Genomic DNA, 15,902 nt, shown 5'->3' on the forward strand with positions numbered 1-15,902 from the left:
GGGGATCGCGGAATGCGCAAAGGGGTAAAGGTCACTCTTGTCGGTGGAGTGTTCGCCGTCATAGTGGGGGGCGCCGGCTACGGCGCGTACAACGTGGTGAACGGCGTGACCGGGGGCGGCGGTTCGGCGGGTTCCGGGCCCGAGGCGGTGAAGACGGGGCCGCCGACGAGCGGCGAGATCACCGAGGCGACGGACAAGTTCCTCACGGCATGGGCCAAGGGCGACGGCAGGACGGCCGCCAAGTACACGAACAACGCGGAAGCGGCCTCGCCGCTCCTGACCGGCTACCGCGCCGACGCCCATCTGACGAAGGTGAAGCTCACGCCGGGCAGGGCGGCGGGCACCCGCGTCCCGTTCTCCGTCGAGGCCACGGTGTCGTACAAGGGGAAGAGCAAGCCCTTCGCGTACGACTCCGAACTCACCGTCGTGCGCGGCGTCAGCACCGGCCGCGCGCTCGTCGACTGGGACGCGTCGGTCGTGCACCCCGATCTGGAGAAGGGCGACACCCTCCACACCGGCGAGGCGGTCACGCCGCCCATCGAGGCGGTCGACAGGAACGGCGAGGTCCTGGACAAGAAGGACCATCCCTCGCTCGGCCCGGTCCTCGACCAACTGCGCGCAAAGTACGGCGACAAGGCGGGCGGCACACCCGGCGTCGAGCTCTACGCCCAGCACGAGAGCGCGGACGATGGAACCGCAGCTACGAAGACGCTCCTGACCCTGGCCAAGGGCAAGGCGGGCCAGTTGCGGACGACGCTGAGCGCGCCCGCGCAGCAGGCCGCCGAGAAGGCGGTGGCGGGGCACGCGAACTCGTCCGTGGTCGCCGTGCGGCCGAGCTCGGGAGAGATCCTCGCGGTGGCCAACCACCGCGAGGACCAGTTCAACGCGGCGTTCGAGGGCAAAATGGCCCCCGGCTCGACGATGAAGATCGTCTCGGCGGCGATGCTCATCGACAAGGGCGTGACGAAGGCGAGCGGCCCCGCGCCCTGCCCGGACACGGCGACCTGGCAGAGCAACACCGTCAAGAACCTGCCGGGCCTGGCCCCTGACGAGAACGCGACCCTGTCGGACAGCTTCGCGCGCTCCTGCAACACGGCCTTCGTGAAGCTGGTCGACGAGGAGGGCGTCACGGACGAGTCGCTCACCGAGGAGGCACAGAAGCGGTTCGGCCTCGGCCTCGACTGGAAGACCGGCATCCGGACGACCGACGGCTCGGTCCCGGCGTCCGGCGGACCCGACCGCGCGCAGAACATGATCGGCCAGGGCCAGGTCCAGCTGAACCCGCTCAACCTCGCCTCGGTCACGGCGACCGCGATGACGGGGGACTTCCGGCAGCCGGTCATCGTGGACCCGGGCCTGGACAACCGTGAACTCGCGCAGGCGGACGGCCTGCCCGCGTCCACCGTCCAGCAGCTGCGCCAGATGATGAACCGCACGGCGGTCAGCGGCACCGGCGCCCCCGCCATGTCCGGGCTCAGCGGCAGCATCGGCGCGAAGACAGGCTCCGCGGAGGTGGACGGCCAGGCGAAGCCCAACAGCTGGTTCAGCGGCTATCGAGGCGATGTGGCGGCGGCAGCGGTCGCCCAGGAGGGCGGCCACGGCGGAGATACGGCGGGTCCTATCGTGGCGGCGGTGCTTGCCGCAGGCACTTGAGACATGTGGTCGGGGCGTTCATGAAAGCCCCCTAGGGTGGGGCCGTCCAGTGCGGAGCATGGGGGCTCTGGCGAACTGCGGAGGGTTTGTGGGCAAGCGAGGGCGCGCCAGCGAGCGCAAGGGCATCAAGAACATCACGGGCACATCGGGCGTCCTGGGCGCGATGAGCGCCAAGGTGCATCCGGGCGTGCTCGGCGGCGCGGCTGCCGTGGTCGTGTGCGGCGTGGGCATCGCCGCGTACAGCCTGATCGGCGGCGGCGGCTCGTCCGGTGACGGCGACTCGACGGTCGACGAGAAGCCGGTGGCCTCGGGCCCGCCGACGGCCGCCGAGGTCCGTGCCACCACGCAGGACTTCCTCGCCGCGTGGGAGAAGGGCGACGTGCCGCGGGCTGCCGCGGTCACGGACGACCGGGCGGCGGCGAAGACCGCGCTCACCGCGTACGCCAAGGACTCCCACCTCACGAAGGTGAAGCTGACGCCGGGCAAGCGGGCGGGCGCGAAGGTGCCGTTCTCGGTCACGTCCACGGTCTCTTACGAGGGAAAGAGCAAGCCCTTCGCCTACGAGTCCGAGCTCACCGTCGTACGAAGAAAGCACGACGGCAAGACACTGATCGGCTGGCAGCCCTCCGTCGTCCACCCCGAGCTGAAGGACGGCGACCGCCTGGTCACCGGCGAGGCGGGAGACCCGCCGATCAAGGCGGTGGACCGCGACGGTGCCGAGCTGACGGCGGCGAAGTACCCCTCCCTCGGCACGGTGCTTGACAGCCTGCGCGAGAAGTACGGCGAGAAGGCGGGCGGCACGGCGGGCGTCGAGCTGCGCGTCGTACGCAAGAACGCCGAGAAATCTGCGAAGTCCGCCGAGAACGAGAAGTCGGCGTCGACGAAGGACGACTCCAAGGCGACGCCCGACAAGACGCTGCTCACTCTGTCCCCCGGCACCCCGGGCACCCTGAAGACGACCTTCGACGCCTCGCTCCAGGCGACGGCGGAGAAGGAGACGGGGAAGCGGAAGCAGGCGGCGGTTGTCCTGGTGAAGCCCAGCACGGGCGAGATCCTGGCCGCGGCCAATTCGACTCCGGGCGGCTTCAACACGGCGTTCCAGGGCTCGCTGGCCCCCGGCTCGACGATGAAGGTCATCACGTCGTCCCTGCTCCTCGAGAAGAAGCTCGCGGGGGTCGACAAGAAGCACCCGTGTCCGAAGCACGTGACGTACGGCGGCTGGAAGTTCCAGAACGACGACAAGTTCCAGATCAAGGACGGCACGTTCCGCGCGAGCTTCGCCCGGTCCTGCAACACGGCCTTCATCAGCCAGGCCAAGAAGCTCGACAACGACTCCCTGACCAAGGAGGCGCAGGAGGTCTTCGGGCTCGGCCGCGACAACTGGTCGATCGGCGTCCCGTCCTTCGACGGCGCGATCCCGGTGCAGAGCGACGCGCAGATGGCGGCCTCGCTGATCGGGCAGGGCGCGGTCCGCATGAACCCCCTGAACATGGCGTCGGTGTCGGCCACCGTGAAGTCGGGCACGTTCAAGCAGCCCTACCTGGTCTCACCGGACGTCGACAAGCGCACGCTGGCGACGGCGTCACGGAAGATGCCCAGCGGGACGGCGGCGGCGCTGCGGGACCTGATGCACTACACCGCTGTCGCGGGGACCGCGGTGGAACCCATGTCGGGCCTCGGCTCCGACATGGGCGCGAAGACCGGCTCCGCGGAGGTCGACGGCCAGAAGAAGCCCAACGGCTGGTTCACGGCGTACCGCGGCGATCTGGCCGCGGGAGCGGTGGTGCAGGCGGGCGGGCACGGTGGGGATTCGGCGGGGCCGTTGGTGCGGGCGATGTTCTTGGCGGGGCAGTAGTCGCTCTTAGCAGCACCTCCCGTCCGGTATGCGGATACGTGGTCGCGTGCCTCGTACACGGACCGCTAGCGTGCCGGGCATGAGCGCTACGGATTCCTCCGCTTCATCCCCCGCCCACCCCCGATTCGCCGAGGCCCTGCGCGATCTGGGCCTCGCCGACCTCGTCAGCGAGGTCCGCCGCTTCCCCGAGGCGACCCGCACCGCCCAGGAAGCGGCCGCGGCCATCGGCTGCGAGCTGAGCCAGATCTGCAAGTCGCTGATCTTCGCTGCGGACGGTGTCCCGGTCCTGGTCCTGATGGACGGTGCGTCGCGGGTCGATCTGGAGCTCGTACGGCAGGAGTTGGGCGCGGAGAAGGTGACGCGCGCGAAGGCGGACGTGGTCCGGGAGACCACGGGTTACGCGATCGGCGGCGTACCGCCCTTCGGCCACGCGACGAAGACGCGCGTCCTCGCGGACCGCTCGCTCCTGGACCACGACGTGGTGTGGGCGGCGGCGGGCACCCCCTACGCGGTCTTCCCGATGGCACCCAAGACGCTGATCACCCACGCGACCGGCGCCTTGGTGGACGTGCGCGAGCTGTCCGAGTGACCCCGCTGGTCACGGCGGCGGTCCTGCTGGCCGCCGTCACACACGCGAGCTGGAACGCGATCGCGCACCACATCACGGACAAGCTGGTCGGCTTCACCCTGATATCCGGCGGCGGATTGCTGATCGGCCTGCTCATCGCCCCGTTCGCGGCGGTACCGGCCGCGGGCGCATGGCCGTACCTGATCCTCTCCGCGGTCATTCACATCGGCTACTACGCCCTGCTCATGAAGTCGTTCAAACTGGGCGACTTCGGCCAGGCGTATCCGATCGCGCGCGGCACCGCACCGCTGGTGGTGACGGTCCTCGCGGCGGTCTTCGCGGGCGAGGTGCCTGACGGCTGGCAGGCGGCGGGCGTCGCGGTCTCCTGCGCGGGCCTGACGGGCCTCGCCCTCTGGGGCATACGGGGATCGGGGCGGCGCCCCGACTGGGCGGCGATCGGCGCGGCGCTTGCCACGGGCGTCTCGATCGCGGCGTACACGGTGGTGGACGGGCTCGGCGTCCGTGAGTCGGGGTCCTCGATGGGCTACATCGCGTGGCTGATGATTCTGGAGGGGTTGGCGATTCCCTTGTACGCGGCGTACCGCTGGCGGGGTGAACTCGTGGGGCGGCTGCGGCCGTTCGCGGCGGTGGGGCTGCTGGGGGCGGCGTTGTCCGTGGCCGCGTACGGCCTGGTCCTGTGGGCCCAGACGAAGGCGGAGCTCGCGCCGATCTCTGCGCTGCGGGAGTCGTCGATCATTGTGGGGGCGGGGATCGGGGCGGTCTTCTTCAAGGAGAAGTTCGGTGCGCCCCGGCTTGTGGCGGCGGGGTTGATGGTGGCGGGAATCGGGTTGATGTTGCACGCGGGGTAGTTGCCGCCGGGGCCGGTGGGCTTGCTCGGTACCGGGGCCGCCCGGTTGTCCTGAGGCTGCTTACACAGCCTCGCGCAGCGCCCGTATCAGCGCCTGGGCACGCGGGTCCGCCGTGACGCCCTTGTTCATGCCGTTGGTGACGTAGCCGAAGGCCATGCCCGACTCCGGATCGGCGAAGCCGAGCGCGCCCCCGCGGCCGGGGTGCCCGAACGAACCGGGCGACAGCAACGGTGAAGCCCCGCCGTGCAGCATGTAGCCGAGACCGAAGCGTGTGTTCACGACCAGGACCCGGTCCGCCCCCGCGGACACCTCACCTCGCGCCAGCTCGACGGTGGAGGGAGTGAACAGCCTTGCCCCGCCGTCCACTTCGCCTGTCAGCGCCGCGTAGAAGCGCGCGAGGGAGGCGGCCGTGGCGATCCCGTTGGATGCCGGAAGGACCGCCGCCCGATACCCCGCGTCGTTCTCGTCCGGCCCCGGGCTTATCGCCCCGAAGGCTCGCTGCGTGAGGGACTCGGGGTCCGCGTACGCCGCGGCCACGTTCCGCCGGGGGCGCGTCTTGAGGCCGCCCGCGGTGGTGGGCGGGGCGATGCGCCCGATCCGGCCGACCCGGTCCGCCTCCGGCGCCGGGAGGCCGATCCACAGGTCGAGGTTCAAGGGCCCGGCGATCTCCGTGGCCACCCACTCCCCCAGCGAGCGCCCCGTCACCCGGCGCACCAGCTCTCCGGTGAGCCAGCTGTACGTCTGCGCGTGGTAGCCGTGGTCCTGCCCCGGCTCCCAGAACGGGGTCTGCGCCGCGACCACCGCCGCTGCGAGATCCGGGTCGAGTGCCTCGGACGGTGTCAGCGGTCGGTCGAGCGCCGGCACCCCCGCCCGGTGCGCCAGCACATCGCGGACCCGTGCCCGCTCCTTGCCGTGCGCCTTGAACTCCGGCCAGTACGAGCCGACGGGCGCGTCGAGGTCCAGCTCGCCGCGCTGGTGGAGCAGGAGCAGGACGGAGGCGGCCACGCCCTTGGTGGACGAGCGGACCACCTGCGCGGTGCCGTGCTGCCAGGGGCCGCCGCCCCCGTCGACATCCTTCGTGCCGCCCCACAAATCCACTACCGGCCGCCCGTCGCGGTACACCACGACGGCCGCACCCTGCTCACCGAGCTCGCGGAAGTTCCGGGTGAAGGCCTCACGGACCGGTTCGAATCCGTCGGCTACCGTGCCGTGCACATCAACGTCCATGACAAGACCAACCGTGGCCCGCTGCCATGGATTCCCTATCGGTTCACCTTCACCGTCTTCGGATCGAAGCCGAACGGCAGCTCCAGCCGGTGTGCGCCCATCAGGTCATCGTCCGCGAGGAGCTCGCCCGTGGGGCCGTCCGCTGCGATCACGCCTTCGCTCAGGATCAGGGCCCGGGGGCACAGTTCGAGCGCGTACGGAAGATCATGCGTGACCATGAGCACCGTCACGTCCAACGACCGCAGGATGTCGGCCAGTTCGCGGCGCGAGGCCGGGTCCAGGTTGGAGGAGGGCTCGTCGAGGACGAGAATCTCGGGCTCCATCGCAAGGACCGTCGCCACCGCGACCCGCCTGCGCTGGCCGAAGGAGAGGTGGTGCGGGGGACGGTCCGCGAACTCCGCCATGCCGACCTGGGAGAGGGCCTTCTCCACGCGAGCCTCAAGCTCCGGCCCGCGCATCCCGGCCGCCGCCGGGCCGAACGCCACGTCCTCCCGGACCGTCGGCATGAACAGCTGGTCGTCCGGGTCCTGGAAGACGATGCCGACCCTGCGCCTGATCTCCGCCATGTGCTTCTTGCCTACGGGGAGGCCCGCGACGGTGACCGTGCCCGCGCCGCCCGTCAGGATGCCGTTCAGGTGCAGGACGAGGGTCGTCTTGCCCGCGCCGTTCGGGCCCAGGAGCGCCACCCGCTCGCCGCGGCCGATCGTCATGTCTACGCCGAAAAGCGCCTGATGCCCGTCGGGATAGGCGAAGGCGAGGCCGGAGACGTCGAGAGAGGCGGGAACAGAAGCAGAAGCAGTCACAGGGTCCATCCCAGCAGGCAGACAACAAGAGCGGCGCCCGGCAGGGCGAAGGCGTACGTCCACTGTGCGCGCGAGGCGGTCACCTCGTCGATCACCGGCATCGAACCGGCGTACCCCCGGCTCACCATCGCCAGATGCACCCGCTCGCCCCTCTCGTACGAGCGGATGAAGAGCGCACCCGCGGACTTCGCGAGGACGCCCCACTGGCTCACGCCCCGCGCCTCGAAGCCGCGCGACTCACGTGCGATCTTCATGCGGCGCATCTCGTCCGTGATCACATCGCCGTAGCGGATCATGAACGAGGCGATCTGGACGAGCAGCGGTGGCAGCTTGAGGCGCTGGAGGCCCAGGAGCAGCTCTCGCAGTTCGGTCGTGGAGGCGAGGAGCACCGATGCCGCGACGCCCAGCGTGCCCTTGGCCAGGACGTTCCAGGCGCCCCAGAGGCCGTTCACGCTCAGGGACATGCCGAGTACGTCGACCCGCTCGCCCTCCGCCACGAACGGCATGAGCACCGCGAACGCCACGAACGGGACCTCGATCAGCAGCCGTTTGAGGAGGAAGGGGAGCGGGACCCGGGACGCGTACGCCACCGTGCCGAGCAGCACCGCGTACCCGCCGAACGCCCACATCGCCTCGCGTGGCGTGGAGACCACGACGATCACGAAGCAGAAGGTGGCCGCCAGCTTGGTGTGCGGAGGCAGTGCGTGCACCGGCGAGTGGCCGTGCCGGTAGAGCCGGTGGGCGTGGCCCGCGCCCATGTCAGGCGTTCTCCGACATCGAGGTGACGGACGCGGTGGACGCCGGGTCCGTGTCCGTCGTACGGCGGCGGCGCAGCGCCCAGAAGACCGCCGAGCCCGCGACGACGGTGACGCCGACGCCGATCACACCCGCGAGGCCGCCGGAGAGGCGGGAGTCGGAGATGTCCTTGACGCCGTAGTCGGCGAGCGGGGAGTCCGAGTTGGCGTGCTCCTCGGCCTTCTTGTCGATGCCCTTGTCCGCCGCGACCTTCTCCAGGCCGTCGGGGTTCGCGGAGGCGTAGAAGCTGACGAAGCCCGCGAGGACCAGGGAGGCGACCAGGCCCGCGATCCACACCTTGCGGTGCGAGCGGGCTGCTACGGGGGCGGGCTCCGCGGCGGGCGCGTCGACCAGTTCGCCGCCGACCCGGAGCTTGAGCTGCTGGGTCAGGCCGCGGGCGCCGTGGACCAGGTCGGGGCGGACCGCGATGACCGCGCCGACCGTGAGGGCGGTGATCGCCGCCTCGCCGATGCCGATGAGGACGTGCACGCCGACCATGGCCGTGGCGACCTTGCCGATGGAGACGTCGGTGGTGCCGCCGAGCGCGTAGATGAACGTGAACGCGACCGCGGCGGCGGGCACGGAGAGCAGCGCGGCGACGAAGGCCGATGCGGTGATGGAGCGGCGGGTGCGGGGAAGCACCTTCACCAGGCCGCGGAAGACCGCGTAGGCCACGACGGTCGTGACGATCGCCATGTCCGTGATGTTCACGCCGAGTGCCGTCAGGCCGCCGTCCGCGAAGAGGACGCCCTGCATGAGGAGTACGACGGACACGCAGAGGACACCCGTGTACGGACCGACGAGTATCGCGGCGAGCGCGCCGCCCAGGAGGTGTCCGCTGGTGCCGGCCGCGACCGGGAAGTTCAGCATCTGCACCGCGAAGATGAACGCGGCCACCAGACCGGCGAGCGGAGCCGTCCGCTCGTCGAGCTCGCGCCGTGCGCCGCGGAGGCTGACCGCGACCGCACCGGCGGCGATGACCCCGGTCACGGCCGAGACGGGTGCGTTGATGAATCCGTCGGGGACATGCATGCGCGCGCTCCTGGGCAGGACAGGGAGAGGAAGGCAGTGGAAGGCAGTGGAAGGCAGAGCGGATCGCTCGTGAACCGTTCAATGATAGTGCCTTGTTGCGAATGCTTCGCAAGAGCACCGCATACCCAACTAACCGGGCCAACCCTGGAGCAAAACCCATAGATATGGGACATTAGAGGACAGAGTGGGAACGAAGGCGAGGAGTCTGACGATGGCCGCAGTCGAGCAGTTCACCCGCGCCCACATCGTCACGGACTCGGCCGAAGGCCACTGTGCCGCCCCGGTCGCCCTGCGCTACGACGCGGAGACCGACCCGCACTCGGTGCGGATCGGCCTCCCTGGCGGTCGCGAGTGGACCTTCGCGCGTCAGCTGATCGAGCAGGGCCTGGTGTCCCCGGTCACCAGCGGCGACGTACGCGTCTGGCCCTGCGGCCGGGTGCAACTCGTCGTGGAGTTCCACTCGGCGGAGGGGGTGGAAGTGGTCCAGTTCGACTCATCGGCACTGATCCGCTTCCTGCGCCGCACGTACGCGGCCACTCCTGTGGCCCACTGACCCGGGTCGGATGAGTCAGACGCGCTCGAGCTCCCGGTCGTCGTCCGGACCCTGAGCAGCGCCCGTGGTCCCCAGATCGCGCAGCCCCTCGCCCTCGACGTCGACATTCGGCAGCGCGCGGTCCAGCCACTTCGGCAGCCACCACGCCTTCTTGCCGAGCAGCGCGAGCACGGCCGGGACCAGCGCCATCCGCACGATGAACGCGTCGAAGAAGACGGCGATCGCGAGACCGAAGCCGATCATCTTCACCATCTGCTCGCTCGAGCCGATGAATCCCGCGAAGACCGCCATCATGATCACTGCCGCCGCCGAGACCACGCGCGCCCCGTGCCGGAAGCCGGTCACGACCGCCTGACCCGGCCGCTCCCCGTGGACGTACGCCTCTCGCATCCGCGTCACGAGGAACACCTCGTAGTCCATCGCGAGGCCGAAGACGACGCCCACCATGAAGATCGGCATCATGCTCATGATCGGGCCGGTCTGTTCGACGCCGAAGAGCGAGCCGAGCCAGCCCCACTGGAAGACCGCGACGACCGCGCCCAGGGCCGCGAGGACCGAGAGCAGGAAGCCGAGTGCCGCCTTGAGCGGGACCAGGATCGACCGGAAGACGACGATCAGGAGGAGGAAGGCGAGGCCGACGACGAGTGCCAGGTAGGGCACCAGGGCGTCGTTGAGCTTCTCGGAGACGTCGATGTTCATGGCCGTCGAGCCGGTGACCATGACGCTCGCACCGGTGTCGGACTTGATCTCGGCGCCCGCGTCACGGATCGAGTGCACGAGGTTCTCGGTCTCGATGCCGCTGGGCTTGGAGGACGGGACGACGCTGATGATCGCCGTGTCGCCCGCCTTGTTGATCATCGGCGGGGCGACCGAGAGCACGTCGTCGAGCCCGGAGATCGTCTTGGTGATCTCGCCTGCCGCGGCCTTCGGGTCGTCGGCGCCGTCGAGGTCGGCGACCGTCATCAGCGGGCCGTTGAAACCGGGCCCGAATCCGTCGGAGACCAGGTCGTACGCCTTGCGCTGGGTCGTGGACGTCGGCTGCGAGCCGTCGTCCGGGAGGCCCAGTTCGAGGGAGGAGACGGGCAGCGCGGCTGCGCCGAGGCCGATGACGCCGATGAGCAGGACCGTGAGCGGGCGGCGGACGACGAAGCGGGCCCAGCGGGTGCCGAGGTTGTCCTTCGGCTGCTTCTTCTCAGTGGCGCCCACGGAGGCCGTGGCGGCCTTCTTCCTGCCGCCGCCGAGCACCTTGCTCTTCTCGCCCGCCGGCTTGACCTTCTTGCCCGCGTAACCGAGCAGCGCCGGGATCAGGGTGAGCGCGATGAGGACGGCGATGACCACCGTGCCCGCCGCCGCGAAGCCCATCTTCGTGAGCATCGGGATGTTCACCACGGCCAGGCCGACAAGCGCGATCACGACGGTGAGCCCGGCGAAGACGACCGCCGAACCCGCCGTCCCCACCGCACGGCCTGCCGCGTCCTCGCGGTCCCTGCCGTCGGCGAGTTCACCGCGGTAGCGGGAGACGATGAACAGCGCGTAGTCGATGCCGACCGCGAGGCCGATCATCATGGCGAGCGTGGAGGTGGTCGTACCCAGGTCGAGCGCGCTGGCGAGCGCGGTGATCGAGGAGACGCCGATGCCTACGCCGATCAGCGCGGTCAGGAGCGGAAGTCCCGCCGCGATCAGCGAGCCGAAGGTGATGACGAGGACCACGGCCGCGATCGCGATACCGATGACCTCGGTGGCCCCCGTCTCCGGCATGGCCTGAAGGGCGTCGCCGCCGACCTCGACCGTGAGCCCGGACTCGCGCGCCTGGTCGGTGGTCTTCTCCAGGGCGTCACGGCTGTCGTCGGTCAGCTCCATGGAGGTGACCTTGTACGACACCGACGCGTACGCCGTGCTGCCGTCCTTGCTGACCGTCTTGGCCTGGAAGGGGCTGTCCGCCCTCGCGACGTCGTCCGAACCGGACTTGAGTGCGGAGACGGTCTTCTGGATCTCGGCCTTGTTGGCCGGGTCCGTGACCTTCTCACCGTCCGGTGCCTTGAAGACGACCCGGGCGGTCGCGCCGTCGGCGCTGGCTTCGGGCACACGGTCCTCGAGCAGGTCGAAGGCCTTCTGGGCCTCCGTCCCCGGAATGGAGAAGGAGCTGGAGGCGGCGGTGGGCGCGGACGCGGCGCCGACTCCGGCGAGCGTCAGGAGCGCCACCCATATCAGGGCGACGAAGTGCCGTCGCCTGAAGGCGAGCCGGCCGAGTTTATAGAGGAACGTGGCCACGAGGGCGTACTCCCGGTCAGGTCGTGGGGTCTACAGGGCAGGGGGGATCAGCCCGACGACGTGAGCGGTCGCGTCAGGTGGAACGTACGGGCTAGGAAAGGGAGTTGGGGTTGTTCAGACGCCGAGGGCGGGGAGAATCACGGCGTCGATATAGGAACGGAGGAACTCACCGTCGACCGTGCACTCCTCGATCAGGTCACGGGCGACGAAGCCGCCGACCATCATGTGGATGACGTAGCCCAGCGCGGGGTTGTCCGCGGCCACTTCACCGCGCTCCACGGCCCTGCGCAGCAGTGCGTTCAGGCCGGTGATCTCCGGCTCGATGAGCAACTGCCGCAGCGCATGGTGGAGTTCGGGGTTTCCGTGGATGACGTGGAACAGGCTCCGCATCAGCGCGGCGTCCTGTTCCATCTGACAGTCGCTCGAACGGTTCACGGACTCCAGGAGGTCACCGCGGAGCGACCCGGTGTCGATGTCCGCCATGGACACCGGCTTGTTGTGCCGCAGGGCCCTGGCGATCAGCTCCGGCTTGCTCCCCCACTGGCGGTAGAGGGTGGCCTTGCTGGATTTCGTGCGGGCCGCGATGGCGTCCATCGTGAGCGCTTCGTACCCGACCTCGCGGAGCAGGTCGAGCACGGCCGCGTACAGCTCGGCCTCGCGCTCGGGTGTGATCCGGCTGCGCCGCACCGTTGCCGCCTCAGTCATGATCCCCCCACTCCTTGTCGAAATCTGGCTATCGAAACTGTTCCGTACGCCATGACGATACCCCCACCTCTAACGAAACGAAACCGTTTCGTACGTGTGCTGAGTCACGCACACCCGAGCCCCGGAACCCGTCTCACCCTGTTGTACGAGTTGCCGCACCCTCCGCCCCGGAAAAGCATGGTGAAGTGACCGACGCTCGCGATGAAGCCCATGCTGACCTCTCCGCCGACCACGCTGATGCCCTCTCCTACCTGCGCTTTCCGCACCTCAGCGGCGACCGCCTCTGTTTCGCGGCCGAGGACGATCTCTGGGTGGCCCCGCTGACCCCGGACGGCGCACCGGCGGGCCGGGCCTGGCGGGTCACCGTCGACCGGACCAAGGTGAGCCATCCACGCTTCTCCCCGGACGGCCGCCACATCGCGTACACGACCTGGCGCAGCCTCGACCCGGAGGTCCACCTGGCCCCGGTGGACGGCGGCCCGGCCCGGCGCCTGACCTACTGGGGCAGCACGGATACCCGGGTCTGCGGCTGGTCCCCCGACGGCGACATCCTCGCCGTCTCCTCGCACAGCCAGCCCTTCTCGTACTTCTGCTGGGCCTACAGCGTGCCCACCGACGGCTCACCCGGCGGCAAGCTGCCCTGGGGGCCGGTGTCCGACATCGCGGTTATCGATGTCGACAACGAACGCAAGACACTCCTGCTCACCGGAAAGCCCCCGCACGAGCCCGCGGCCTGGAAGCGCTACCGGGGCGGGGCGATGGGCCGCCTGTGGATGCACGGGGAGCAGATCCTGCCCGACCTCGACGGACATCTGGACGCCCCGATGTTCGTGGGAGGACGGATCGCCTTCCTCTCCGACCACCAAGGCATCGGCAACCTCTACTCCTGCCTGCCCGACGGCTCCGACCTGCGGCGGCACACCGACCACGACGCGTTCTACGCCCGGCATGCGTCAAGCGACGGCACCCGCGTCGTCTACCAGTGCGCGGGCGAGATCTGGCTGGTGGACGACCTGTCCGCCGCGTCCGTGCCGCGCAAGCTCGACGTACGGCTCGGCGGTCCGCGGGCCGGGCGGCGGATCTATCAGGTGCCGGCCGGGCGACACGTCGACTCGCTCTCCGTGGACGCGACGGGCCGGGCCAGCGCCGTCGTCGTACGCGGCAGCCTGTACTGGCTCACGCACCGGGACGGCCCGGCCCGCACCATCACGGACACCCCTGGCGTACGGGTCAGGCTGCCGGAGATGCTCGGCACCGGCGGGCAGGTCGCCTACGTCACCGATGCCGAGGGCGAGGACGCCGTCGAGATCGCCTATCTGCCGCGGGCCAGCGGCGAACGCGCGCCACGGCGGCTCGCCCAGGGGAAGCTCGGCCGGGTCCTCGAGCTGCTCTCCGACCCGGAAGGCGAGCGGCTCGCGATCGCGTCGAACGACGGCCGCCTCCTCCTCATCGACGCCACGGAGCAGTCCGAGGAGTCCGACGGCGAGGTGACGGAGCTGATCCGCTCCCTCAACGGCCCGGTGCGGGATCTCGCCTTCTCCCCGGACGGGGCATGGCTGACCTGGTCGCATCCGGGCATCGGCCGGTCCCTGCGGCAGATCAAGATGGCCCGGATCGAGGGTCCGGGCGCCCGCACGATCGTCGATGTCACCAACGGCCGCTTCGAGGACGAGAACCCGGTCTTCACGCGGGACGGCCGCTATCTGGCCTTCCTGTCGTGGCGGGGCTTCGACCCGGTCTACGACGTGCACACCGGCGACCTGTCCTTCCCGCTCGGCTGCCGCCCCTACCTCGTCCCCCTCTCATCGGCGACCCCGTCCCCCTTCGCGCTCTCCCCCGACGGCCGCCCGGCGGCGGGCGGGCTCGACCCGGACGACGGCGGGTCGGACGACGGCACCGTCATCGTGGAGGTGGAGGGCCTGGAGAGCAGGGTCACGCCGTTCCCGGTCTCGGCGTCGAAGTACTCGGCCCTGCACCCCGTCAGCGGCGGCGGCCTGGTCTGGCTGCGCTGGCCGATCTCGGGAGCGCTCGGCGAGACGTTCGCCAACCCGGCGGACACTTCGGGCCGCCCCACGCTCGAGTACTTCAACATCACCAAGGCGAAGAAGTCCCAACTGGTCGAGCACCTCGACTGGTTCGCGCTCAGCGGCGACGGCTCGCGCCTTGTCGTGGTCGACGAGGGCGACCTGAGCGCCGTGCCCTCCACGGAGGTCGGCGACGGCGACACGACCGTCTGGATCGACCTGCGCCGCATCCTGCACGAGGTCGACCCGGCGGCCGAGTGGCGCCAGTCCTACGACGAGGCGGGCCGCCTCATCCGCGCCTACTACTGGGAACCGGACATGTGCGGCATCGACTGGCCCGCGATCCTCGACCAGTACCGCCCTCTCCTCGACCGGGTCGCGTCCCCCGACGAGTTCGCGGATCTGCTCCGCGAGGTCCTGGGCGAGCTTGGCACGTCTCATGCGTACGTCTCCCCCGCGCGCCGCAACGAAGGGCCACCCCACTACCAGCGGGCGATGGGCCTCCTCGGCGCGAACCTGATCTGCCGGGACGGTAGTTGGCTGGTGAACCGGATCCTCCCCGGCGACTCGTCCGACTCCAAGGCGCGCTCGCCCCTCGCGGGTGCGGGCATCCGGGAGGGCGCGGTCCTCACCCACATCGACGGCCGCCCGGTGGATGGGGTGACGGGCCCCTACCCCCTCCTGTCGGCGGCGGGCGGCACGACGGTCGAGCTGACGTTCCAGCCGGCGGAGGGGGAGGGCAGACCGAGGAGGGTGGCGATCGTCCCCCTCATCAACGAACGCCCCCTGCGCTATCAGGACTGGGTGGCCAAACGGCGTGAGGTGGTACGGGAGTTGAGCGCCGGGAGGTGCGGCTACCTGCACATCCCGGACATGGGAGGCTCGGGCTGGGCCCAGTTCAACCGGGACCTGCGCCTTGAGGTGTCGCGTCCCGCGCTGATCGTGGACGTACGGGGAAACGCGGGCGGTCACATCAGCGAGCTGGTGATCGAGAAGCTGACGCGGAAGATCCTGGGCTGGGACCTGACACGGAACGCCCAGCCGGTGTCGTACGCGACGAACGCCCCACGGGGACCTGTGGTGGCCCTGGCCGACGAGGCGACGTCATCGGACGGCGACATGATCACGGCCGCCTTCAAGCTGCTCGGGCTCGGCCCTGTGGTGGGGCAGCGGACGTGGGGCGGCGTGGTGGGGATGACCGGGCGGCACGCACTGGGCGACGGGACGGTCATCACCGTGCCGATGAACGCCGGGTGGTTCGACGCGTACGGCTGGACCGTGGAGAACCACGGCGTGACACCGGACCTGGAGGTGCTCCGCACGCCCCTGGACTGGGCGGAGGGCCGCTACGCGCAGCTCGACGACGCAGTGGGGGTGGCGCTGGACCTCCTGGACCGGAGCCCGGCTGCGACGCCGCCGGGCTACGCGGACGTGCCGGACCGGAGACGCCCGAAGCTGCCGCCGCGCGACTAGCTCCGTAACTGCCGGTTATTGATCGAAATGCGAGGAAAGTCCCCCCATGTCAGTCTGGTCGAGGCCCTTCCAAT

General features: G+C 70.1%; 12 protein-coding genes. 6 read left to right on the forward strand and 6 right to left on the reverse strand.

The window, feature by feature from the left end; all coding sequences use genetic code 11:
* Positions 1–12: 12 nt before the first annotated feature.
* The 4 genes from ACGFSB_RS24860 (at position 13) to ACGFSB_RS24875 (ending at position 4,945) form a co-directional block, all read left to right on the forward strand.
* On the forward strand, positions 13–1,653 hold the full coding sequence (locus ACGFSB_RS24860; RefSeq protein ID WP_393403207.1) for a penicillin-binding transpeptidase domain-containing protein: 1,641 nt from the start codon (positions 13–15) through the stop codon (positions 1,651–1,653).
* Between the two features lie 88 nt (positions 1,654–1,741).
* Positions 1,742–3,508, forward strand: coding sequence for a penicillin-binding transpeptidase domain-containing protein (locus tag ACGFSB_RS24865; RefSeq protein WP_393403517.1), 1,767 nt, complete (start codon positions 1,742–1,744; stop codon positions 3,506–3,508).
* 79 nt (positions 3,509–3,587) lie between these two features.
* Complete coding sequence (locus ACGFSB_RS24870) at positions 3,588–4,097, forward strand: YbaK/EbsC family protein (RefSeq protein WP_393403209.1); 510 nt, start codon at positions 3,588–3,590, stop codon at positions 4,095–4,097.
* Entirely contained in the window at positions 4,094–4,945 is an 852-nt protein-coding gene (locus ACGFSB_RS24875; RefSeq protein ID WP_393403212.1) for an EamA family transporter, read from the forward strand. The genes ACGFSB_RS24870 and ACGFSB_RS24875 overlap by 4 nt, the downstream gene beginning before the upstream one ends.
* A gap of 60 nt (positions 4,946–5,005) precedes the next feature.
* On the opposite strand, the gene ACGFSB_RS24880 is transcribed toward ACGFSB_RS24875, so the two are convergent.
* From ACGFSB_RS24880 to ACGFSB_RS24895, 4 genes are read right to left on the reverse strand one after another with little or no spacing between them, the layout of a single operon-like run.
* On the reverse strand, positions 5,006–6,172 hold the full coding sequence (locus tag ACGFSB_RS24880; RefSeq protein ID WP_393403215.1) for a serine hydrolase domain-containing protein: 1,167 nt from the start codon (positions 6,170–6,172) through the stop codon (positions 5,006–5,008).
* A 35-nt stretch (positions 6,173–6,207) separates the two neighbouring features.
* Positions 6,208–6,984, reverse strand: coding sequence for an energy-coupling factor ABC transporter ATP-binding protein (locus ACGFSB_RS24885; RefSeq protein WP_393403218.1), 777 nt, complete (start codon positions 6,982–6,984; stop codon positions 6,208–6,210).
* Positions 6,972–7,733: a cobalt ECF transporter T component CbiQ gene (gene cbiQ, locus ACGFSB_RS24890; protein ID WP_393403221.1), complete on the reverse strand. Its 762-nt coding sequence runs from the start codon at positions 7,731–7,733 to the stop codon at positions 6,972–6,974. The genes ACGFSB_RS24885 and cbiQ overlap by 13 nt, the downstream gene beginning before the upstream one ends.
* A gap of 1 nt (position 7,734) precedes the next feature.
* Entirely contained in the window at positions 7,735–8,802 is a 1,068-nt protein-coding gene (locus ACGFSB_RS24895; RefSeq protein WP_393403224.1) for an energy-coupling factor ABC transporter permease, read from the reverse strand.
* A 211-nt stretch (positions 8,803–9,013) separates the two neighbouring features.
* Here ACGFSB_RS24895 and ACGFSB_RS24900 point away from each other — a divergent pair, with 211 nt between their 5' ends.
* A complete protein-coding gene (locus tag ACGFSB_RS24900) occupies positions 9,014–9,355 on the forward strand; it encodes an SsgA family sporulation/cell division regulator (RefSeq protein ID WP_393403227.1) in 342 nt (113 codons plus the stop codon).
* A gap of 15 nt (positions 9,356–9,370) precedes the next feature.
* Here ACGFSB_RS24900 and ACGFSB_RS24905 read toward each other — a convergent pair whose 3' ends face one another.
* The gene (locus ACGFSB_RS24905) at positions 9,371–11,626 is read right to left on the reverse strand and encodes an MMPL family transporter (protein ID WP_393403229.1); all 2,256 of its coding nucleotides are present in this window, start codon (positions 11,624–11,626) and stop codon (positions 9,371–9,373) included.
* 114 nt (positions 11,627–11,740) lie between these two features.
* Positions 11,741–12,331, reverse strand: a complete 591-nt coding sequence (locus ACGFSB_RS24910; protein ID WP_393403232.1) for a TetR/AcrR family transcriptional regulator — start codon at positions 12,329–12,331, stop codon at positions 11,741–11,743.
* 185 nt (positions 12,332–12,516) lie between these two features.
* Here ACGFSB_RS24910 and ACGFSB_RS24915 point away from each other — a divergent pair, with 185 nt between their 5' ends.
* Positions 12,517–15,828 carry a S41 family peptidase gene (locus ACGFSB_RS24915; protein WP_393403235.1) on the forward strand — a complete coding sequence of 1,104 codons (3,312 nt, stop codon included), beginning with the start codon at positions 12,517–12,519 and terminating at the stop codon, positions 15,826–15,828.
* Positions 15,829–15,902 lie beyond the last annotated feature (74 nt).

This window comes from Streptomyces sp. NPDC048441, assembly GCF_043200235.1.
Taxonomy (GTDB): domain Bacteria; phylum Actinomycetota; class Actinomycetes; order Streptomycetales; family Streptomycetaceae; genus Streptomyces.

Bases quoted from the DNA above. Each gene is read 5' to 3' on its own strand.
- ACGFSB_RS24860 (WP_393403207.1), top strand. From the start codon at position 13: ATGCGCAAAGGGGTAAAGGTCACTCTTGTCGGTGGAGTGTTCGCCGTC.
- ACGFSB_RS24895 (WP_393403224.1), bottom strand. From the start codon at position 8,802: ATGCATGTCCCCGACGGATTCATCAACGCACCCGTCTCGGCCGTGACC.
- ACGFSB_RS24885 (WP_393403218.1), bottom strand. From the start codon at position 6,984: ATGGACCCTGTGACTGCTTCTGCTTCTGTTCCCGCCTCTCTCGACGTC.
- ACGFSB_RS24910 (WP_393403232.1), bottom strand. From the start codon at position 12,331: ATGACTGAGGCGGCAACGGTGCGGCGCAGCCGGATCACACCCGAGCGC.
- ACGFSB_RS24900 (WP_393403227.1), top strand. From the start codon at position 9,014: ATGGCCGCAGTCGAGCAGTTCACCCGCGCCCACATCGTCACGGACTCG.
- ACGFSB_RS24870 (WP_393403209.1), top strand. From the start codon at position 3,588: ATGAGCGCTACGGATTCCTCCGCTTCATCCCCCGCCCACCCCCGATTC.
- ACGFSB_RS24880 (WP_393403215.1), bottom strand. From the start codon at position 6,172: ATGGACGTTGATGTGCACGGCACGGTAGCCGACGGATTCGAACCGGTC.
- cbiQ (WP_393403221.1), bottom strand. From the start codon at position 7,733: ATGGGCGCGGGCCACGCCCACCGGCTCTACCGGCACGGCCACTCGCCG.